Source organism: Streptomyces chartreusis, assembly GCF_008704715.1.
Taxonomy (GTDB): Bacteria; Actinomycetota; Actinomycetes; order Streptomycetales; family Streptomycetaceae; genus Streptomyces; species Streptomyces chartreusis.
In genome coordinates this window covers 6,722,302-6,743,034 of the sequence record NZ_CP023689.1, presented here as the reverse complement: position 1 = coordinate 6,743,034, position 20,733 = coordinate 6,722,302, and the positions used below count along the sequence as shown (strand labels likewise).

The 20,733-nt window shown below is 72.2% G+C and carries 15 protein-coding genes; 9 read left to right on the top strand and 6 right to left on the bottom strand.

Annotated elements, in window-relative coordinates; all coding sequences use genetic code 11:
* Window positions 1–6 precede the first annotated feature (6 nt).
* The 3 genes from CP983_RS29640 to CP983_RS29630 all read left to right on the top strand — a co-directional run bounded on the left by CP983_RS29640 (window position 7) and on the right by CP983_RS29630 (window position 5,372).
* A complete protein-coding gene (locus CP983_RS29640) occupies window positions 7–1,461 on the top strand; it encodes an FGGY family carbohydrate kinase (RefSeq protein ID WP_150502908.1) in 1,455 nt (484 codons plus the stop codon).
* Between the two features lie 198 nt (window positions 1,462–1,659).
* Window positions 1,660–3,393 (top strand): ABC transporter ATP-binding protein, encoded by a 1,734-nt coding sequence (locus CP983_RS29635; protein WP_107906706.1) that lies wholly within the window; start codon window positions 1,660–1,662, stop codon window positions 3,391–3,393.
* The gene (locus tag CP983_RS29630; protein ID WP_150502906.1) at window positions 3,393–5,372 is read left to right on the top strand and encodes an ABC transporter ATP-binding protein; all 1,980 of its coding nucleotides are present in this window, start codon (window positions 3,393–3,395) and stop codon (window positions 5,370–5,372) included. The genes CP983_RS29635 and CP983_RS29630 overlap by 1 nt, the downstream gene beginning before the upstream one ends.
* 120 nt (window positions 5,373–5,492) lie before the next feature.
* On the opposite strand, the gene CP983_RS29625 is transcribed toward CP983_RS29630, so the two are convergent.
* From CP983_RS29625 to CP983_RS29605, 5 genes are all read right to left on the bottom strand, one after another.
* Window positions 5,493–6,797 (bottom strand): RNA polymerase sigma factor, encoded by a 1,305-nt coding sequence (locus CP983_RS29625; RefSeq protein WP_107906704.1) that lies wholly within the window; start codon window positions 6,795–6,797, stop codon window positions 5,493–5,495.
* 112 nt (window positions 6,798–6,909) lie between these two features.
* Window positions 6,910–8,811: a DNA primase gene (gene dnaG / locus CP983_RS29620; protein ID WP_107906703.1), complete on the bottom strand. Its 1,902-nt coding sequence runs from the start codon at window positions 8,809–8,811 to the stop codon at window positions 6,910–6,912.
* A gap of 29 nt (window positions 8,812–8,840) precedes the next feature.
* Window positions 8,841–10,106 (bottom strand): NAD(P)/FAD-dependent oxidoreductase, encoded by a 1,266-nt coding sequence (locus CP983_RS29615; RefSeq protein WP_150502904.1) that lies wholly within the window; start codon window positions 10,104–10,106, stop codon window positions 8,841–8,843.
* Between the two features lie 156 nt (window positions 10,107–10,262).
* Window positions 10,263–11,516 carry a deoxyguanosinetriphosphate triphosphohydrolase gene (locus CP983_RS29610; RefSeq protein ID WP_107906701.1) on the bottom strand — a complete coding sequence of 418 codons (1,254 nt, stop codon included), beginning with the start codon at window positions 11,514–11,516 and terminating at the stop codon, window positions 10,263–10,265.
* 161 nt (window positions 11,517–11,677) lie between these two features.
* The gene (locus CP983_RS29605; protein ID WP_150502902.1) at window positions 11,678–12,550 is read right to left on the bottom strand and encodes a sirohydrochlorin chelatase; all 873 of its coding nucleotides are present in this window, start codon (window positions 12,548–12,550) and stop codon (window positions 11,678–11,680) included.
* Window positions 12,551–12,773: 223 nt separating this feature from the next.
* Between CP983_RS29605 and CP983_RS29600 the strand changes: the two genes are divergently transcribed.
* Window positions 12,774–13,460 (top strand): SanA/YdcF family protein, encoded by a 687-nt coding sequence (locus CP983_RS29600; protein WP_150502900.1) that lies wholly within the window; start codon window positions 12,774–12,776, stop codon window positions 13,458–13,460.
* 222 nt (window positions 13,461–13,682) lie between these two features.
* Window positions 13,683–15,860: a molybdopterin oxidoreductase family protein gene (locus tag CP983_RS29595; protein WP_150502898.1), complete on the top strand. Its 2,178-nt coding sequence runs from the start codon at window positions 13,683–13,685 to the stop codon at window positions 15,858–15,860.
* A 9-nt stretch (window positions 15,861–15,869) separates the two neighbouring features.
* Here the strand turns inward: CP983_RS29595 and CP983_RS29590 are convergent, their stop codons facing one another.
* Window positions 15,870–16,298 carry a gamma-glutamylcyclotransferase family protein gene (locus CP983_RS29590; protein WP_125525769.1) on the bottom strand — a complete coding sequence of 143 codons (429 nt, stop codon included), beginning with the start codon at window positions 16,296–16,298 and terminating at the stop codon, window positions 15,870–15,872.
* A gap of 113 nt (window positions 16,299–16,411) precedes the next feature.
* Between CP983_RS29590 and CP983_RS29585 the strand changes: the two genes are divergently transcribed.
* The 4 genes from CP983_RS29585 (at window position 16,412) to CP983_RS29570 (ending at window position 20,687) form a co-directional block, all read left to right on the top strand.
* The gene (locus tag CP983_RS29585) at window positions 16,412–18,058 is read left to right on the top strand and encodes a M4 family metallopeptidase (protein WP_150502896.1); all 1,647 of its coding nucleotides are present in this window, start codon (window positions 16,412–16,414) and stop codon (window positions 18,056–18,058) included.
* Between the two features lie 118 nt (window positions 18,059–18,176).
* Complete coding sequence (locus CP983_RS29580) at window positions 18,177–19,124, top strand: aminoglycoside phosphotransferase family protein (protein WP_150502894.1); 948 nt, start codon at window positions 18,177–18,179, stop codon at window positions 19,122–19,124.
* Between the two features lie 261 nt (window positions 19,125–19,385).
* Window positions 19,386–19,901: a hypothetical protein gene (locus CP983_RS29575; RefSeq protein ID WP_150502892.1), complete on the top strand. Its 516-nt coding sequence runs from the start codon at window positions 19,386–19,388 to the stop codon at window positions 19,899–19,901.
* A 117-nt stretch (window positions 19,902–20,018) separates the two neighbouring features.
* Complete coding sequence (locus CP983_RS29570; RefSeq protein ID WP_150502890.1) at window positions 20,019–20,687, top strand: class F sortase; 669 nt, start codon at window positions 20,019–20,021, stop codon at window positions 20,685–20,687.
* Window positions 20,688–20,733 lie beyond the last annotated feature (46 nt).

The following is a 20,733-nucleotide window of genomic DNA, read 5'->3' as shown; positions in this document are numbered from 1 at the left end:
TGGGCCATGGGGATAGTCGCCGGGCTGGACAGTTCGCCCGATTTCACGCGCATCGTCGTCTGCGACACGGACACAGGCGCCGTGCTCAGGCAGGGGTACGCCCCGCACCCGGTGGAGTCGCCGGAGGGCGGCGCGCGTCCCTCCGACGTCGACCCGCAGGCCTGGCTGCTCTCACTCGGTGAGGCGGCCACCGGCGGGCTGCTCGAAGGTGTGCAGGCCATCGGCGTGTCGGCGCAGCAGAACGCGCTGGTCCCGCTCGACGCGCAGGGCAACACCGTGCGTCCCGCGATGGTCGGCGGCGACAAGCGCGCCCAGGTCGCGGCGGCGGATCTGATCGACGCGCTGGGCGGGCGCGAGGCCTGGGCGCAGGCGGTGGGCTGTGTGCCGCAGGCCGCGCAGCCGGTGACCAAGCTGCGCTGGCTCGCCAAGACCGAGCCGGAGAACGCCGCGCGCACCGCCGTACTCATGCAGGCGCACGACTGGCTGGTGTGGCAGCTCCTGGGCCGGCCCGTGAGAAGGACCACAGACCGGGGCGGCGCCTCCGGGACCGGCTACTGGTCGGCGGCCACCGGCGGCTACCGCACCGATCTCGTCGACCTGGCCCTCGGCCACCAGGCCATGCTGCCCGAGGTGATCGGGCCGGCGGAGGCGGCCGGTACGACTCCGGAGGGGCTGCTGATCTCCGCGGGGACCGGCGAGACCATGGCCGCCGCCTTCGGGCTCGGGATCGGGCTCGGCGACGCCGTCGTGTCGCTCGGCGCGTCCGGTTCCGTGATGGCCGTGCACCCCGAGGCGCTCGTCGACAGTTCCGGGATGATCACCTCCCTGGCCGACGCGACCGGCATGCATCTCCCGGTCGTCACGACCCTCAACGCCGTGCGCACCCTGCGCGGCACGGCCGAACTCCTCGGCGTGCCGGACCTGGAGGGTCTGTCGGACCTGGCGATGAAGTCGACGCCGGGCTCCCACGGCCTGGTGTTCCTGCCCTATCTGGAGGGTGAGCGGACGCCGAACCTGCCGCACACCGCGGGCACGCTCGCGGGGCTGCGGCGGGAGTCGATGAAGCCGGAGCATCTGGCGCGGGCCGCGTTCGAGGGCATGCTGTGCGGGCTCGCGGACGCGCTCGACGTGCTGCGCGGCCGGGGTGTCGAGGTGCGGCGGGTCTTCCTGCTCGGCGCGGTGGCCGAGCTGCCGGCCGTGCAGGCGGCGGCGCCCGCGCTGTTCGGGACGCAGGTCGTCGTACCGCAGCCCGCGGACTACGCGGCGCGGGGGGCCGCCCGGCAGGCCGCGTGGGCGCTCGGCGCGTCGCAGGGCTCGCTCGACCCGCGCACCCCGCCCATCTGGCAGGGCGCGGCGGCGCAGGTCCTGGAACCCGGCGAGGAACTGGCGGTGGGCCAGGCGGTGCGCCAGCAGTTCGTGTCGGTGCGCGAGCAGACCCATCCCGGGGCGTTCCGGTCGTAGCGGCCGGGGCGTTCCGGTCGTGGCGACACGGGCTCTGTGGATCTTCGGAAGGTAAGAGCGAGGTAGGAACCGGACCCGGAAGGCCGTATGAGGGGGCGCTGACGGCTTAATCGGTTGAGGTAACGCCGCTGGAGTGTTCGACGATAGGGGCCAGGGGCAACCAAAGGCCGCCCCGTCGCCGACTCCGAGAGAAGCAGCGTGCTCATACGACTTCTGCGGACCCACCTCAGTCCGTACCGAAAACCCATCACCTTGCTGGTGCTGCTGCAGTTCCTGCAGACCTGCGCCACTCTCTACCTGCCCACGCTGAACGCGGACATCATCGACAAGGGTGTCGTCACCGGCGACACCGGCTACATCCTGAGCTACGGCGCCCTGATGATCGGCATCTCGCTGGCACAGGTCGTGTGCAACATCGGTGCCGTGTACTACGGCGCCCGCACCGCCTCGGCGCTCGGCCGGGACGTACGGGCCGCCGTCTTCGACCGGGTGCAGTCCTTCTCGTCGCGTGAGCTCGGCCACTTCGGCGCACCGTCGCTGATCACCCGGACGACCAATGACGTCCAGCAGGTGCAGATGCTGGCGCTGATGACGTTCACCCTGATGGTGTCGGCGCCCATCATGTGCGTCGGCGGGATCGTGCTGGCGCTCGGTCTGGACGTGCCGCTGTCCGCGGTGCTGGTCGCCGTGGTGCCCACCCTCGGCATCAGCGTGACCCTGATCGTGCGGCGGCTGCGGCCGCTGTTCCGGACCATGCAGGTGCGCCTGGACACGGTGAACCGGGTGCTGCGCGAGCAGATCACCGGCAACCGGGTGATCCGCGCGTTCGTGCGCGACGAGTACGAGCAGAGCCGGTTCCAGAAGGCCAACGCCGGGCTGACCGACATGGCGCTGGGCACCGGCAACCTGCTCGCGCTGATGTTCCCGATCGTCATGACGGTGGTGAACCTGTCGTCCATCGCGGTGGTGTGGTTCGGCGCCCACCGCATCGACTCGGGCGGCATGCAGATCGGTGACCTGACCGCGTTCCTCGCCTATCTGATGCAGATCGTGATGTCCGTGATGATGGCCACCTTCATGTTCATGATGGTGCCGCGCGCGGAGGTGTGCGCCGAGCGCATCCAGGAGGTCCTGGACACCTCCTCCAGCGTGGTGCCACCGACCGCGCCGGTGCGGGAGCTGCGCCGGCACGGTCATCTGGAGATCCAGGGCGGCGGGTTCCGCTACCCGGGTGCCGAGGAGCCGGTGCTGAAGTCCATCGACCTGGTCGCGCGGCCGGGCGAGACGACGGCCGTGATCGGCTCGACGGGCAGCGGCAAGTCGACCCTGCTGGGGCTGGTCCCCCGGCTGTTCGACGCGACCGACGGCCGGGTGCTGGTGGACGGGGAGGACGTGGCGAGGATCGACCCGCAGGTCCTCGCGAAGACCGTCGGCCTGGTGCCGCAGAAGCCGTACCTGTTCGCCGGGACGGTGGCGACCAACCTCCGTTACGGCAATCCGGAGGCGACGGACGAGGAGCTGTGGCACGCGCTGGAGGTGGCGCAGGCCAAGGAGTTCGTGGACCGCCTGGAGGGCGGGCTGAACGCGCCCGTCGCACAGGGCGGCACGAACGTCTCGGGCGGTCAGCGGCAGCGGCTCGCGATCGCGCGCACGCTGGTGCAGCGCCCGGAGATCTATCTCTTCGACGACTCCTTCTCCGCCCTCGACTACGCCACCGACGCCGCCCTGCGCGCCGCGCTCCAGCGTGAGACGTCCGAGGCGACCGTCGTCATCGTCGCCCAGCGGGTGGCGACCATCCGGGACGCGGACCGGATCGTGGTGCTGGACGAGGGCCGGGTCGTCGGCACCGGCCGGCACCACGAGCTGATGGCGGACAACGAGACGTACCGGGAGATCGTGCTCTCCCAGCTGACGGAAGCGGAGGCCGCCTGATGGCCGGGCCCATGGGACGGATGATGGCCGGCGGCGGGCCCGATCAGCGGTCGCTGGACTTCAAGGTGTCGGGCCGGCGGCTGATCGCGCGGTTCAAGCCCGAGCGGATCACCATCTACGTGCTGCTGTTCTGCGTGGTGGTGAGCGTGGGCCTGTCGGTCGCCGGGCCGAAGATCCTCGGCGAGGCCACCGACCTGGTCTTCGCGGGCATCGTCGGGCGCCAGTTCAAGTCCGGGATGACCAAGGAACAGGTCCTCGCGGCCATGCGGGAGCGCGGCGACGGCCAGATCGCCGACATGCTGCGCAGCACCGACTTCACGCCCGGCCAGGGCATCGACTTCGGGGCCGTGGGGAACGTCCTGCTGTTCGCGCTGGCCGTGTTCACGGTCGCCGGTCTGCTGATGGCGGTGGCGACGCGGCTGGTGAACCGGGCCGTGAACCGCACGATGTACCGGATGCGGGAGGACGTCCAGACGAAGCTGTCGCGGCTGCCGCTGTCGTACTTCGACAAGCGTCAGCGCGGTGAGGTGCTGTCGCGGGCGACCAACGACATCGACAACATCGGGCAGACGCTCCAGCAGTCGATGGGGCAGCTGATCAACTCGGTGCTGACCATCATCGGTGTGCTGGCGATGATGTTCTGGGTGTCGTGGCTGCTGGCGCTGGTCGCGCTGGTGACCGTGCCGCTGTCGTTCTTCGTCGCCACACGCGTGGGCAAGCGGTCGCAGCCGCACTTCGTGCAGCAGTGGCGTACGACCGGCAAGCTCAACGCGCACGTGGAGGAGATGTACACCGGGCACACCCTGGTGAAGGTGTTCGGGCGGCAGGAGGAGTCGGCCAGGCAGTTCGCCGAGCAGAACGACGCGCTGTACGAGGCCGGGTTCAAGGCGCAGTTCAACAGCGGTGTGATGCAGCCGCTGATGCTGTTCGTGTCGAACCTGAACTACGTCCTGGTCGCCGTGGTCGGCGGACTGCGGGTCGCCTCGGGTTCGCTGTCGATCGGTGATGTGCAGGCGTTCATCCAGTACTCGCGGCAGTTCTCGATGCCGCTGACGCAGGTGGCGTCGATGGCGAACCTCGTGCAGTCCGGTGTCGCCTCGGCCGAGCGGGTCTTCGAGCTCCTCGACGCGGAGGAGCAGCAGGCGGACCCGGTGCCTGGCGTGCGGCCGGAGGAGCTGCGGGGCCGGGTGGCGCTGGAGGGTGTGTCCTTCCGGTACGACCCGGAGAAGCCGCTGATCGAGGATCTGTCGCTGAAGGTGGAGCCCGGGCACACGGTCGCGATCGTGGGGCCGACGGGTGCCGGCAAGACGACCCTGGTCAACCTGCTGATGCGCTTCTACGACGTGTCGTCCGGGCGCATCACCCTCGACGGCGTGGACATCGCCCGCATGTCGCGGGACGAGCTGCGCGCCGGGATCGGGATGGTGCTCCAGGACACCTGGCTGTTCGGCGGCACCATCGCCGAGAACATCGCGTACGGCGCTGGAATCGAAGGGGCGGCGCGAAGCGCCTCCGGCAAGGGTGGTGGCGGGCGACGGGTGGGCGTCACCCGCGGCGAGATCGAGGAGGCCGCGCGGGCCGCGCACGCCGACCGGTTCATCCGTACGCTGCCCGACGGGTACGACACGGTGATCGACGACGAGGGGTCGGGGGTCAGCGCGGGCGAGAAGCAGCTGATCACCATCGCGCGGGCGTTCCTGTCCGACCCGGTGATCCTGGTGCTGGACGAGGCGACGTCCTCGGTCGACACCCGTACCGAGGTACTGATCCAGAAGGCGATGGCGAAGCTGGCGCACGGGCGTACGTCGTTCGTCATCGCGCACCGGTTGTCGACCATCCGGGACGCGGACACGATCCTCGTCATGGAGAACGGCTCGATCGTCGAACAGGGCGCCCACAGCGACCTGTTGGCGGCCGACGGGGCGTATGCGCGGCTGTACAAGGCGCAGTTCGCGCAGGCGGTGGCCGAGGTGGACTGACCGCCGCGGGTCGGTTGTGGCCGGTCGCGCAGTTCCCCGCGCCCCTTGGGTACGTGCAGCTGACGTCCTTCAGGGGCGCGGGGAACTGCGCGATCAGCCCCCACGCGCCCGCGGACGGCGTCAGTCCAGATAGCCCCTCAGCTGGTCCGCGAACGCGTGGTCGCGGAGTTTGTTGAGGGTCTTGGACTCGATCTGGCGGATGCGTTCCCGTGTCACGCCGAAGATGCGGCCTATCTCCTCCAACGTGCGGGGGCGGCCGTCCGCGAGGCCGTAGCGCAGCTGTACGACCTTGCGTTCGCGCTCGCCCAGAGTCGACAGCACCGCCTCCAGGTGCTCCCTGAGCAGCAGGAACGCCGCCGACTCCACCGGCGACGTCGCGTCGCCGTCCTCGATCAGGTCACCGAGGGCGACGTCGTCCTCCTCGCCCACGGGCGCGTGCAGCGACACCGGTTCCTGGGCGAGGCGCAGGACCTCGCTGACCCGCTCGGGCGCCAGGTCGAGGTGGTCGGCGACCTCTTCCGGCGTCGGTTCGTAGCCGCGCTCCTGGAGCATGCGGCGCTGGACACGGACGACCCGGTTGATCAGCTCGACCACATGGACCGGCACCCGGATGGTGCGGGCCTGGTCGGCGAGGGCACGGGACATGGCCTGGCGGATCCACCAGGTGGCGTACGTCGAGAACTTGTAGCCGCGGGCGTAGTCGAACTTCTCGACGGCCCTGATCAGCCCGAGGTTGCCCTCCTGGACCAGGTCGAGCATGGTCAGGCCGCGGCCGACGTACCGCTTGGCGACCGACACCACGAGGCGCAGGTTCGCCTCGATGAGGCGCCGCTTGGCCATCCGGCCCATGACGACCAGACGGTCCAGGTCGAGGGCGAGCCGGCCGTCCAGACCGGGGGTGCCGAGCTTCTCCTCGGCGAACAGGCCGGCCTCGACGCGGCGGGCGAGTTCGACCTCCTCGGCGGCCGTGAGCAGCGGGATCCGGCCGATCTCCCGCAGGTACTGGCGGAAGAGGTCCGAGGAGGGACCGCTGTTGTCGGCGCGGGCCCGGGCCGGCAGCGGCGCCTCGACCGGCTCGGCGGTGTCAGCGGTGTCCAGCGCCCCGGCCGGCGGCTCCGCCGGTTCGGGCGCGGTATCGGGTTCCGCCTCGGGGTGGTGCGCGACACGGTTCTGCGGCGGCACCGCGACGAGAACTTCGGTCTCCGCGTCAGCGGCCTTGCCGTCCGTACCGGTGTCGGTCTGGATGAGGGTCTGGGTCTGCACGGGGGCGACCTCCAGGATGATCGCTGCCGATGCGTACGGCAGCGCTGCTTCGAGGGCGGAGTCGGCGGCCTCGCCGCTGTCCGTCCCGTACGCGATGAGCGGAACCGCGGGGGTGTGGGACCCGTGGGGGACGGATCGGCCGCGCTCCGAGGACTCAGGCACCGGAACCCAGTGTGGAGTACGACACATCGCCGCCACGAGGGGCGTGCGGTGACTTTTTGCAATCGGTCCGTGACCGCGCGGTTATCCCGGCGGACGGGGAACCGGGGAACGGTCAGAGCGCCGCGGCGCCGTGCCCGCGCAATGCCTGGTCGTACTGCTGCAGCACCCACAGCTCGTTCTGCACGGACGCCAGTTGGGCCGGGTCGCCGCCCGCGCCGAGCCGGGTGAGCTGACTCTGTACGTCGCGCACACGGCGCTCCACGGCGCGGCGGCGGACGGTGACGAGCTGTTCGCCGGCGTAGTTCTCGTCGACGGTCCTGCGCATGATCGCCTCGACGGCCAGCTCGGTGACCATCGCACGGACCTGGTCGTCGGGGGCCGCGTCACGGACCCGGACCAGGTACTCCTGCGCGTCCTGGAGGCCGTACTCCGCGCCGCCCGCGTCCATGATCGCCTGGCGTACGGCGGCGTAGGGGGCGGCGGTGAACTCGTCGATGCCGTACGCGTCGAACGCCGGGGAGACCAACTCGGGGCGCTGGAGGGCGAGTTTGAGCAGCTCGCGTTCGGTGGCGTAGACGGGGTTGCGCAGGGTCAGGGCGGGGCCGGAGGTGCGGGGCGCGGGCGCGGCGTCGTACTGCTGCTGCCCGCGGGACGTGGGTGCCTGTCCCCTGCCGCCCCGGTCGCGTGCCCACCGGGCCAGCTGGGCCACCCGCTTGACGACGAACTGGGTGTCCAGGATGCCGAGCATGCCCGCGAGCTGGACGGCGACCTCGTGCTGGGCGCCACTGTTCTTGATGCGGGCGACGATCGGGGCGGCCTCGTCCAGGGCGGCGGCGCGGCCTCCCGGGGTGTCCAGGTCGTAGCGGACGACGATCTGGCGCAGCGCGAACTCGAACAGCGGGGTGCGCGGTTCGACCAGGTCGGAGACGGCCTCGTCGCCCTTGGCGAGGCGCAGTTCGCAGGGGTCCATGCCGTCGGGCGCGATGGCGATGTAGGTCTCCGCCGCGAACTTCTGGTCGTCCTCGAAGGCGCGCAGGGCCGCCTTCTGGCCGGCCGCGTCGCCGTCGAAGGTGAAGATGACCCGGGCCGAGCCGTTGTCCATCAGCAGCCGGCGCAGGATCTTGATGTGGTCGCCGCCGAAGGCGGTGCCGCAGGTCGCGATGGCCGTGGTGACGCCGGCCAGGTGGCAGGCCATGACGTCGGTGTAGCCCTCGACGACGACCGCGCGGCTCGCCTTCGCGATGTCCTTCTTCGCGAGGTCGATGCCGTAGAGGACGTGGGACTTCTTGTAGATCGCCGTCTCGGGGGTGTTGAGGTACTTCGGGCCGTTGTCCGCCTCGTACAGCTTGCGGGCGCCGAAGCCGACGACGTCGCCGCCGATGTCGCGGATCGGCCACATGAGGCGGCCCCGGAAGCGGTCGATGGGGCCGCGGCGGCCCTCCTGCGACAGCCCGGACAGCAGGAGCTCCTTGTCGGTGAAGCCCTTGCCGCGCAGATAGCGGGTGAGGTGGTCCCAGCCCTGGGGGCTGTAGCCGACGGAGAAGTGCTGGGCGGCGGCCTGGTCGAAGCCGCGCTCGGCGAGGAACTGCCGGCCGGTGTCGGCCTCCGGACCGGCTGCGAGCTGCTCCATGTACCAGTCGGCGGCGATCTTGTGGGCCTCGACCAGGCGGATGCGTTCGCCGCGCTGGTGGGAGGGGTTGTAGCCGCCCTCCTCGTAGCGCAGGGTGATGCCGGCCTGGGCGGCGAGCCGCTCGACGGCCTCCGAGAAGGTGAGGTGGTCGACCTTCATCACGAACGTGATGGTGTCGCCGCCCTCCTGGCAGCCGAAGCAGTGGAAGAACCCCTTGCTGGGGCTGACCTGGAAGGAGGGCGACTTCTCGTCGTGGAAGGGGCACAGCCCCTTGAGGTTCCCGCCGCCCGCGTTGCGCAGTTGGAGGTACTCGGAGACCACGGCGTCGATCGGGACCGCGTCCCGTACCGCCTTCACGTCCTCGTCGTTGATCCGTCCTGCCACGCGTGAATTCTACGGGGGCGCACTGACACCTACGGTGCGAGGTTTTCGAGCGGAATGTGCGGATCCGCCAGACTCTCGGCGTTCACCTGCGCCTTCGAGCGGATCAGTCGCTGGATCGGCTCTGTGACGTCCCACACGTTCACGTTCATCCCGGCGAGCACCCGGCCGTCCTTCATCCAGAACGCGATGAACTCCCGCTTCCCGGCGTCGCCGCGGATCACCACTTCGTCGTACGACCCCGGGGGCGCCCAGCCGGAGTACTCCATGCCCAGGTCGTACTGGTCGGAGAAGAAGTAGGGCACGCGGTCGTAGGTGACGTCCCGCTCCAGCATCGCCCGGGCCGCCACCGGGCCGCCGTTGAGCGCGTTGGCCCAGTGCTCCACCCGCAGCCGGGTGTCGAACAGGGCGTGCGGGAAGGACGCCACGTCACCGGCGGCGTAGATGTCGGGGTCGGAGGTCCGCAGCCGCTCGTCGACGACGACGCCCCGGCCGTGGGCGCGGTCGGCGATCTCCAGCCCGGCCGCCTCCGCGAGGCCGATGCGGGGCGCCGCGCCGATCGCGGCGAGGACGTCGTGCGCGGGGTGCTCCTCGCCGTCGTCGGTGCGCGCGGCCAGCACCATGCCGTCCTGGCCGACGATCTCCGTCAGCCGCCGGCCGAAGTGGAACCGCACCCCGCGCTCCCGGTGCAGCTCGGCGAAGAGGCCGCCCAGCTCGGGGCCGAGGACGCCGTGCAGCGGGGTCGGCTCGGGCTCGATGACGGTGACCTCGGCGCCGTACTCACGGGCCGCCGCGGCGACCTCCAGGCCGATCCAGCCGGCGCCGGCGATCACGATGTGGCCGTTCTCCCGGCCGAGGGAGGCGAGGACGCCCTTGAGGCGCTCGGCGTGCGCGAGGCGGCGCAGGTGGTGCACTCCGGCCAGGTCGGTGCCCGGGATGTCGAGGCGGCGCGGCTCGGCACCGGTGGCCAGCAGGAGCTTGTCGTAGTGGACGACGGTGCCGTCCTCGCCGAACCGCACCGTCTTCGCCGTACGGTCGATCGCGTCGACGGTCTGGCCGAGGTGCAGCTCGATGTCGTTGCGCGCGTACCAGGCGGGTTCGTGCACGAAGACGCTGTCGCGCTCCTCCTTGCCGAGGAGGTAGCCCTTGGACAGCGGCGGTCGCTCGTACGGGTGGTCGCGCTCGTCGCAGATCAGTATCACCCGCCCGGTGAAGCCCTCGGCCCGGAGCGTCTCGGCCGCCTTGGCGCCGGCGAGCCCTCCTCCGACGATGACGAATGTCTGATCCGCGTCGACCACTTGATGCCTCCTCGTAAGGGTGCCGCCACATGAGCGTCCCGCACGCAGCGTGATGCGGGAAGAGGGGGTGACCCGATCAGGCCACGCAGGGTCACTTTCGAGTGCCCGTTCGCCCCCGGTGTCTCACCCGTCGCACGGGGGTGACGGCACCGGCGCTCACGCCCGGCGGGTGAGCCGCCCGTGCAGGGCACGCGCCGAGGCGTCCGTGAGGGACGCGATCTGGTCGACGATCACGCGCTTGCGGGCGCGATCGTCGCCGGCCGCGTCGAACAGGGCCCGGAACTGCGGGTCGAGTCCCTCGGGCGCGCGGGCGGTGAGCGCCTCGGCCAGTTCGGCGACGACGATCCGCTGGTCGGCACGGAGCCGCTCCTGCTCGGCGCGCTGCATGACGTACCGGTCGGCGACGGCCTTGAGGACCGCGCACTCCAGGCGGGTCGGGCGGGGTACGACGAGTTCGGCGCCGTAGCGGGTGAGCCGGCCGTCTCCGTGGGCGGCGCGCGTGGCGGTCTCGGCGGCCAGGCAGAAGCGGCCGATGAGCTGGCTGGTGGCGTCCTTCAGACGGGCCTGGGCGACGGCCGAGCCGTCGTAGCCGTGCGGCCACCAGGGGGCGTCCTGGAGCCGGTCGAGGGCGGCGGCGAGCTCGGCGGGGTCGGTGTCCTCGGGGACGTAGCGGCCGATGGCGACGGCGAAGATCTCGCGGCGTTCGGGTTCGGCGTGCAGGCAGTTGGGGTCGATGTGGCCGGCGTGCAGGCCGTCCTCGACGTCGTGCACGGAGTACGCCACGTCGTCGGACCAGTCCATGACCTGGGCCTCGAAGGTGGTGCGGGTGCCGGGGGCGTCCTTGCGGACCCAGTCGAAGACGGGCCTGTCGTCGTCGTAGACACCGAACTTCACGGACCCCGGGTCGGTGGGGTGGGCGCCGCGGGGCCAGGGGTACTTGGTGGCGGCGTCGAGGGTGGCGCGGGTGAGGTTGAGGCCGACGGAGCCCTCCGGGGTGAACCGCTTGGGCTCGATGCGGGTGAGCAGGCGCAGGGACTGGGCGTTGCCCTCGAAGCCGCCGCAGTCCTCGGCGAACTCGTTCAGTGCGACTTCGCCGTTGTGGCCGAAGGGTGGGTGGCCGAGGTCGTGGGAGAGGCAGGCGGCCTCCACGAGGTCGGGGTCGCAGCCGAGGGCCGCGCCGAGTTCGCGGCCGACCTGGGCGCACTCCAGGGAGTGGGTCAGGCGGGTTCGGGGGCTCGGGTCCCATGCGTTGCTGTGGGTTCCCGGTGTCACGACCTGGGTTTTGCCGGCGAGCCTTCTCAGCGCGGCGGAATGCAGGATTCGGGCGCGGTCCCGTTGGAAGGCGGTCCGGCCGGGGCGCTTGTCCGGTTCGGGGGCCCAGCGTTCGAGTGACTGCAGGTCGTACGGCATGACTCGACAGTACGGGCAGGGGGTGACAAACGGAGTGCGGCTTTGCGTCTGCCGGGTGCGGCTTCGCGTCCGCCGGGTGCTGTTGAGTCGGCGGGTGCGGGTCGTCGGTGGCTGGTCGCGCAGTTCCCCGCGCCCCTGAGTCGGGCACCTCCCCCGGCGTCCTAGGCGGTCGCCAGTTCCGCCGTCGTCGTCACCGGCGTCGCCGCCGTCCGGTCGTAGCGGTGCAGGAGCAGTCTCGCCATCGCCGGGTGCGTGCCCAGGGGAGCCGACGCGATCCACGGGGCCTTCTCCGCGCACTCCGTCGCGAAACGGCCGGGCGCCGTGAAGTACGAGGCGATCGCCACCCTCGTGCGGCCCCGGGCCGCCAGCGCGGCGAGCGCGTCCGGCACCGTCGGAGCCGCCGTCGTCGCGTAGGCCGGGATCACCGGGACGCCCAGGCGGTTGGCCAGGAGCTGGGCCGTGCGGGAGGTGTCGACCCTGGACTCGGGGTCGCGGGAGCCCGCCGCCGCGAGGACGACCGCGCTGGTGCGGCGCGTGGGCTCGTCCATGCGGGTGCGCCAGCCGGCCTCCACCAGGCGGGCCGTGAGGGCCTCCACCAGCAGGGGGTGCGGGCCGAGCGCGCCGGCCACGCGTGCGCGTACCGACGACTCGGCGGCCATTTCGGGGATGTCGCGCTTGATGTGGTAGCCGCGGCTCAGCAGGAGCGGGACGAGGATCGCCCGGCGGTCGCCGAGGGCGGCGAGGGTGTCGGGGAGCAGGGGCTCGTTCAGCTCGATGTGGCCGAGGTGGACCGGCAGGCCGGGGCGCAGCGCGCGGACCTGGTCGAGGAGCGCGCGGACGGTGCTCAGGGCGCGCGGGTCGCGGCTGCCGTGGGCCACGACGACGAGCGCGGGCGGCTGGGGGCGCCGGCTCCCGTCGAGCGAGACGAGGCTGAGCTGGCTGGCGAGCTGGCTGCTGATCCGGTTCATGAGGTGCGCCGTACTGTCGAGGTGGGCCGTCGTGGACTCGTCGTGAAGGTGGTTCGACGCCGTCATGAACCGATGGTGGCGGCGGGACGTTGCCGCCCCGTTTCGCAGGAATAACGGGTTCTTACACCGGGTTCACGGCGCGGTACCCGGGCGGTGTGAGGTGGCATGACCTGCGGTTTCACATCTCGAAGTGAAGCTGCTCACGTCGTGCGGAGTGAACCGCGGCGGCCGGGCGGGCGTCCCTGAAGGTCGAGGACAGGCCGTGTGCCGACCGGGGAGGGACCGTCCGATGCGCCGACCGAAGCTGGGCCGACCGAGACTTCCGCGCACCCGTGCCGGGCAGCGGCGGCTGGTGCAGGCCGTGATGGCCGGATGCGTGCTGGCGCTGCTGCCGGCCACCTGGATGTACGTCGTCACCGGCGACCGGCTGCGCACCACGGCGGACGTGCCGCGCACCGACGTGGCCGTCGTCTTCGGCGCCGGGCTGTGGGACGGCGAGCCCTCCCCCTATCTCGCCCACCGGCTGGACGCGGCGGCCGAGTTGTACCGCGCGGGGCGGATCAAGGTGGTCCTGGTCACCGGCGACAACAGCCGCAAGGACTACGACGAGCCCGACGCCATGCGCACGTATCTGACCAGGCACGGGGTGCCGGACGCGCACATCGTCAGCGACTACGCGGGCTTCGACACCTGGGACTCCTGCGTCCGGGCCAGGAAGATCTTCGGCGTGCACGAGGCGGTGCTGATCAGCCAGGGCTTCCACATCCGGCGGGCGGTCGCGCTGTGCGAGGAGGCCGGGGTGGCGTCGTACGGCGTCGGGGTGCAGGACAAGCACGACATGACCTGGTACTACGGCGGCACCCGGGAGATCCTCGCGGCCGGCAAGGCCGCCCTGGACGCCGTCTTCGAGCCGGACCCGCACTTCCTCGGGCGCGAGGAGCCGGGGGTCGCGAACGCGCTGGCCGCGCGGCGGTAGCGGCGCCCGGAACGGACGGCCTCGCGCCGGCGGCAGGGCAGCGCCCTCAAGGGGCGCGGGAACTGCGCGACCGGCCACGACGGAGCGGCGGACGACCGACAACCCGCGCCACGGCACCACAGCGAAGCTCACGACGGCGTGGCGGTGGCGGGGAGGGCACCGTCCCGGCCGTGTAACAGGGGGCCGTCGCGGGCGTAACACGCCGGAAGCACGCTGAAGGGCATGCAGAACTCCGCGACGCCCACCCACTGCCCGTACTGCGCCCTGCAGTGTGGAATGAACCTCACGCCCCAGCAGGACGGGGGTGTCGCGGTGGTCGAGCGCCCGGACTTCCCGGTGAACCGGGGAGCGCTGTGCGGCAAGGGCCGTACGGCTGCCGCGGTGCTGGCCCCGGGCGTCCGTCTGACCTCGCCGCTGGTGCGGTCGGGCGGCACGCTCGTGCCGGCCACGTGGGACGAGGCGCTCGACCGCGTCGCGAAGGGCCTGCACCGCACGCGTACGGAACATGGCCCGGACGCGTGCGGTGTCTTCGGCGGGGGCGGCCTGACGAACGAGAAGGCGTACGGCCTCGGCAAGTTCGCGCGGATCGTGCTCGGCACCTCGCAGATCGACTACAACGGCCGCTTCTGCATGTCGTCGGCGGCCGCGGCGGGGATGAAGGCGTTCGGCCTGGACCGGGGGCTGCCGTTCCCGCTGGAGGACATCCCGAGGACCGGCTGCGTCATCCTCGTCGGCTCCAACCCCGCGGAGACGATGCCGCCCTCGCTGCGCTACTTCACCGAGCTGCGGGAGAACGGCGGCACGCTGATCGTCGTCGACCCGCGCCGCACGCGGACCGCCGAGCAGGCCGATCTGCACCTGGCCCCGCGCCCCGGCACCGACCTCGCGCTCGCCCTCGGCCTGCTGCACCTGGTCGTCGCCGAGGGGCGGGTGGACGAGGAGTACGTCCAGGAGCGCACGGCCGGCTGGGAGGACGCGCGGGCCGCCGCGATGGCGCACTGGCCGGAGTACGTGGAGCGGATCACGGGGGTGCCCGTACCGCAGCTCCGGGAGGCCGTACGGATGTTCTGCGAGCCGGAGCACGCCATGGTGCTGACCGCGCGCGGACCCGAGCAGCAGTCCAAGGGCACCGACACCGTGGGCGCCTGGATCAACCTGTGCCTGGCGACGGGGCGGGCGGGCCGGCCGCTGTCCGGATACGGCTGCCTGACCGGGCAGGGCAACGGGCAGGGCGGGCGCGAACACGGCCAGAAGGCCGACCAGTTGCCCGGGTACCGCAAGCTGGACGACCCGGTGGCGCGCCGGCATGTCGCCGAGGTGTGGGGCGTGGACCCGGACAGCCTGCCCGGTCCGGGGCGCAGCGCCTACGAACTGCTGGACGCGCTCGGCACCGACATCAAGTCCCTGCTGCTGATGGGCTCCAACCCGGTGGTGTCGGCGCCGCGGGCCGCGCACATCGAGGAGCGCATCAAGTCCCTCGACTTCCTCGCCGTGTGCGACGTCGTGCTGTCGGAGACGGCGGAGCTCGCGGACGTCGTCCTGCCGGTGACGCAGTGGGCGGAGGAGACGGGCACGACGACCAACCTGGAGGGCCGGGTCCTGCTGCGCCGCCGGGCGGTCACCCCGCCGGAGGGGGTCCGCAGCGACCTGGAGATCATGCACGAGCTCGCGGCACGGCTGGGTGGGGAACGTGCGCTGGAGAAGGGCTTCCCGACCGACGCCGAGGAGGTCTTCGAGGAGCTGAGGCGGGCGAGCGCGGGCGGGCCGGCCGACTATTCGGGGATCACGTACCGGAGGCTGGCGGAGGAGAACGGGGTGTTCTGGCCGTGTCCGGCGGCGACGGGGGCGGCCGACGACGCGGGCGACTCCGAGGACGCCTCACTGGACGCCGGACCCGACGACCCCGCGCAGGACCACGATGCCGACGCGGCACCGCACCCCGGCACGCCCCGTCTCTTCCTCGACCGCTTCGCCACCCCCGACGGACGCGCGAGGTTCGCGCCCGTCTCGCACCGGGCGGCCGCCGAGGAACCCGACGACGAGTACCCGGTCCTTCTCACCACCGGACGGGTCGTGGCCCAGTACCAGTCCGGCGCCCAGACCCGACGCGTCGACGAACTGAACAGCGCGGCGCCGGGCCCCTTCGTGGAGCTCCACCCCCGGCTGGCGGCCCGGCTCGGAGCGGCCGACGGCGACCCGTTGGCCGTGATCTCACGCCGGGGCCGCGCGGTGGCCCCCGCCCGCATCACGACCGCCATCCGCCCCGACACGGTCTTCATGCCCTTCCACTGGCCGGGCGAGGGCCGCGCCAACACCCTGACCAACCCGGCACTGGACCCGACATCCCGAATGCCGGAATTCAAGACGTGCGCGGTACGGGTGGAGCCGGCCGAGTCGTAACGCCCCCGCTCAGCGCCGCCCCCAGTCCCCGCTCGGGATCGGGGCGCCCCGGGTCCGTAGCCGGGTCGCGACAGTCGGGGCGGCCACGTACACCCATGCCCGTACGGCAGTTCCGTCGGTCTCGCGGAGCACCTGGCGGGCGACGCGCTCGTAGAGGCTCCGGGGGTCTCCCGGGGCGTACTCCTCCAGCAGGTCGAGGGCGGTCAGCAGGGCCGGGTACTCCTCGGGGCGAGCGGTGACCAGGTCGCCGTGCACGACGCCGCCCCCGCCCACCTCCTCGACGACGTACGGGTAACCCGGTCCGTCGTACAGCACCGCCCCCTCCATCCGCGCCGGCTCCTCCGCGCGCACGCGCCCCCGCAGGAACAGGTCGTGGTTGGGCTCACCGGGCCGCAGGGTGCCGTAGACGAAGAACGGGAGTCGAGGAGAGAGGGTCACGGAAACGATTCTCTCCTCTCACACACCTCCACGTATTCACCCTGGCCACAGCCTGTTCACGCCCCCTTGAATCTGGGTCAGCTCCCGAGCATCCGCCCAGTTCAAGGAGACCGATGAGCCGAATACGGCCGCACATCCGACGTTCCCGACTTGCCGCCGCGGGCACCGCGGTCGCCGTCGCCGGCCTGCTGGCCGCCGTCCTCACCCCCACCGCCGGCGCGGACGAACCGCCCAGCAGGGCCGACGCCGTGGAGAACGCGGCCTCGGTCCTCTCCGACGTCGCGGGGAGCCTGGGCCTGACGGCCGCACAGGACACCCGCGTCCGGGACGTGGTGGTGGACTCGGACGGCGCACAGCACGTCCGCTACGACCGGACGTATCACCGACTCCCCGTGCTCGGGGGCGACTTCGTCGTGCATCTGAAGAAGGACGGCACGTACCGCGGCGCCTCCCGCGCCGTCGCGCGCCCCATCTCCCTGAAGAGCGTGTCGCCCGGGGTCTCCGGCCCCCGGGCCGCCGACCTCGCCGCGACCGCCCTGCGTGCCGTGAACGTCGGCGAGACGCTCAAGAAGCTCACCTCCAGGCCCGAGCTGGTCGTCGACGCCCTGCACGGCACCCCGAAGCTGGCCTGGCGGACCGACGCGGTCGCCCAGGACTCTCTCGGCAACCCGGTCGCCCGGACCGTGCTGACCGACGCCGGCACGGGCAGGCAGATCGACGCGTGGGACAGCATCGAGACGGCGTCCGGTGACGGCAAGTCGCTGTACGCGGGCACGGTGCCGCTGCAGACGACGGCGTCGGGGTCGTCGTACCAGCTCAAGGACGCGACGCGCGGCGGCACTTACACGGGTGACGCGGCGAACAAGACCGACCTGTGCATCCTGACCATCTGCCTCGACCGCGCGCCCGCGACGGTCTTCACCGACGCCGACAACCACTGGGGCACCGGGGCTTCGGCCGACCGCTCGACGGCCGCGGTGGACGCGCAGTACGGCACGGACGCGACGTGGGACTACTACCGGGACGTCCACGGCCGCAACGGCATCGGGGGCGACGGCAAGGGCTCGTTCAACCGTGTGCACTACGGCAACGCCTACAACAACGCCTTCTGGGACGACAGTTGCTTCTGCATGACGTACGGCGACGGTGACGGCACCCAGCTCGGTCCGCTGGTGTCGCTGGACGTCGCCGGGCACGAGATGTCGCACGGCGTGACGTCGAAGACGGCGGCGCTGACGTACTCGGGCGAGTCCGGCGGACTGAACGAGGCGACGTCCGACATCTTCGGGTCGCTGGTGGAGTTCCACGCCGGCAACTCCTCGGATCCCGGGGACTATCTGATCGGCGAGAAGGTCGTCCGGTCGGGGCTCGGGCGCGATGCCCTGCGGTACATGGACAAGCCGTCGAGGGACGGGGTCTCGGTGGACTGCTGGAGCACGTCGACCGCGCAGCTGGACGTGCACTACTCGTCGGGGGTCGGCAACCACTTCGCGTATCTGCTGGCCGAGGGCAGCGGGGCGCGGACGGTGAACGGGGTGAGCTACAACTCCCCCACCTGTGACGGGTCTTCGGTGAGCGGGATCGGGCGGGACAAGCTCGGGAAGATCTGGTACCGGGCGCTGACCGTCTACATGACGTCCTCGACGAAGTACGCGGGGGCGCGGACGGCGACGCTCAGCGCGGCCAAGGACCTGTACGGGGCCGGGAGTGCGGAGGAGCGTGCGGTCGCCGCGGCTTGGAGCGCGGTGAACGTGGGCTGACGCTGGGGACAGGGGGTGGGGGTGGGCTGCGCGGCCGGGTGCGGGTCGTAAATGGCTGGTCGCGCAGTTCCCCGCGCCCCTAGGTTGGCACGGTCCTGCCCAGCCATGATGGAGCCGTATGTCGTCCGGTCGTGAGTCGTTCGTCGGGAAGATGCGCGCCGATGAGCTGGACATCGACGCGGCGCTGGTCGGGCGGCTGGTCGCGGAGCAGTTCCCGGAGTGGGGCGGGCTGGCGGTGCGGCGGGTCCGTTCCGCCGGGACCGACAACGCGATGTACCGGCTGGGCGACGACATGGTCGTACGGCTGCCGCGGCTGCCCGGCGGGGCCCGGCAGGTCGACACCGAGCACCGCTGGCTGCCGCGCCTGGCGCCGCGTCTTCCGCTGGCCGTCCCGGTACCGCTGGCGAAGGGCGCGCCGGGCGCCGGCTACGCACTGCCGTGGGGTGTGTACCGCTGGCTCGACGGCGAGAACGCCCACGACGCGCCGCTGACCGAACTGGCGGAGGCTGCCGATAAGTTGGGCCGGTTCGTGGCGGCGCTGCGGAAGGTGGACGCGGCCGGCGGTCCGCCGTCCTGGCGGGGCGGTCCGGTGCGCAAGAACGACGCCCATGTACGCGCCGCGATCCGCGACCTGGGCGCCGCCGGCACGCTGGACGCCCCGGCCGCGACCGCGGTCTGGGAGGACGCCCTCCGTCTCCCCCAGTGGGACCACGCCCCGGTCTGGCTCCATGGCGACCTCCTCCCGGGCAACCTGCTGACCTCCGCCGGCCGGCTCACCGCCGTCATCGACTTCGGCGGCCTCGGGGTCGGTGACCCGGCGGCCGACACCATCGCCGCGTGGGCGGTCTTCGACGCCGAGGCGCGCGAGGTGTTCCGTGCGGCGGCCGACGTCGACGAGGCGACCTGGGCCCGCGGCCGGGGGTGGGCGCTGTGCTTCGGCCTGATGGCGGAGCACCACTACGGCGACACCTGCGGAAACGGTACGAATCCGGTGCTGGCGTCCGTGGGGCGGCGGGCGGTCGCGGAGGTACTGGCGCAGGCCCACCCGGGCCACGTGTCCGGCTGATTCCGTCACCCGTTCACACCCCGGCGCCGCACCCAACCGAATCTCTTTCACGCCACCCTCGTCCCGCCCCGATGACCTGCTGAAACGGTGCCGTACGCGGGTCCTTCCGCTCGCTTCGGGCGCCCGGCAACCCCTCTTTCGGCGTGCTCTCGGGGAGCGCGCTCGCCGTGCCGGGCCTTTCCTCGGAAGGGCAGGGCTCGGCCGACGGCGGCACATGGGGGTGTCGCGGGCCGTGGGTCCGTTGCGCTCGGAGGAGCATCGATGCGTCGTACCGCCCGTCTGCTGACCGGGACCGCACTGGCCCTCGGCGCCCTGGCGACCCTCGTCGCACCGGCGTACGGCACCGACGCGGACGGCCTGGAGCTGCGCCCGGCGTCGGTCGATCCGGGCGAGCAGGTCACGGTGGACACGACCGCGTGCCGGGACGGCGGTGCGGCGGGCGACGCCAGCGCGGTCGGTGCCGGTTCGTTCACGCTGGCGCCGCGGGAGCGGGCGGCGAGCGGACGGTTCCGGGTGCCGCCGAGCGCGCAGCCGGGGACGTACGAGATCGTCGCGACCTGCGCCGACGGCGGCAAACGGATCGCGGGCGACCTGGTGGTCACGCTGACGCCGGCGAGCGGGCAGCAGGTGCCTCCGAGAGGAAGTGTGAAGACGGGGGTCGGCGGAGCTCTTGGCCGCGACCCCGTGCAGACCGCGGCCGGCGTGGCGGCTCTCGCCGTCGCCGCCGCGGGCGGTACCTGGCTCCTGCATCGCCGGGCGAGAGGCGACGGGATCTGACGGACACCCTCCGCTGTCCGTCCGCCGGTACCGCACGTCCCCTCCCCCTCCGGGTCCGACGCCCCTCGCGGCCCGGAGGGGGAACGGGTGGTCCGAGGAGAGTCACGGGAGGCTCGCGTGCGCGGTCGAAGGAGCGTCGGTGACGCCGCGATAGCCGCCGCCACCGTCCTTGCCGTGTGCTGCGGCGCCTGGCTGCTGCACAGCGGCGGCGAGACCCACGCCCCGCCGCAGCCGTCGCCGGCGCAGGCCGGGGCCGCCTTGCCGGACACCGGGAGCGGCGGCCCGCGCACCGGCCCGCGCGACCCGCTGCACGCCGCCGCGCTCGCGCTGGCGCCCTCCCCGCCCGACCGCATACGCATACCGTCGATCCGCGTCGACGCCCCCCTCATGGGCCTCGGCCTGACGCGGAACGGCAGCCTCGACGTCCCGCCCGCCGGCCGGGAGAACCTCGCCGGCTGGTACGAGGCCGGCACCACGCCCGGTGAGACGGGCACCGCGATCGTCGCCGGCCATGTCGACGACGCCGACGGGCCCGCGGTCTTCTACCGCCTCGGTGCCCTGCGCAAGGGCAGCACGATCGAGGTGGCCCGCCGCGACGGCGGCACGGCCCTGTTCTCCGTCTACGCCGTCGAGGTGTACGACGCGAAGGGCTTCCCGGACGAGAAGGTGTACGGCCCCGCGGCCCGCCCCGAACTGCGGGTGATCACCTGCGGCGGCGGCTACTCACGGACGACCGGGTACCGGGGCAACGTCGTCGTGTTCGCGCACCTGACCGGCAGCCGCTGACCGCTCCTCACACGGCCCCAGGATGTTCTCCCGCCTCCATGCCGAG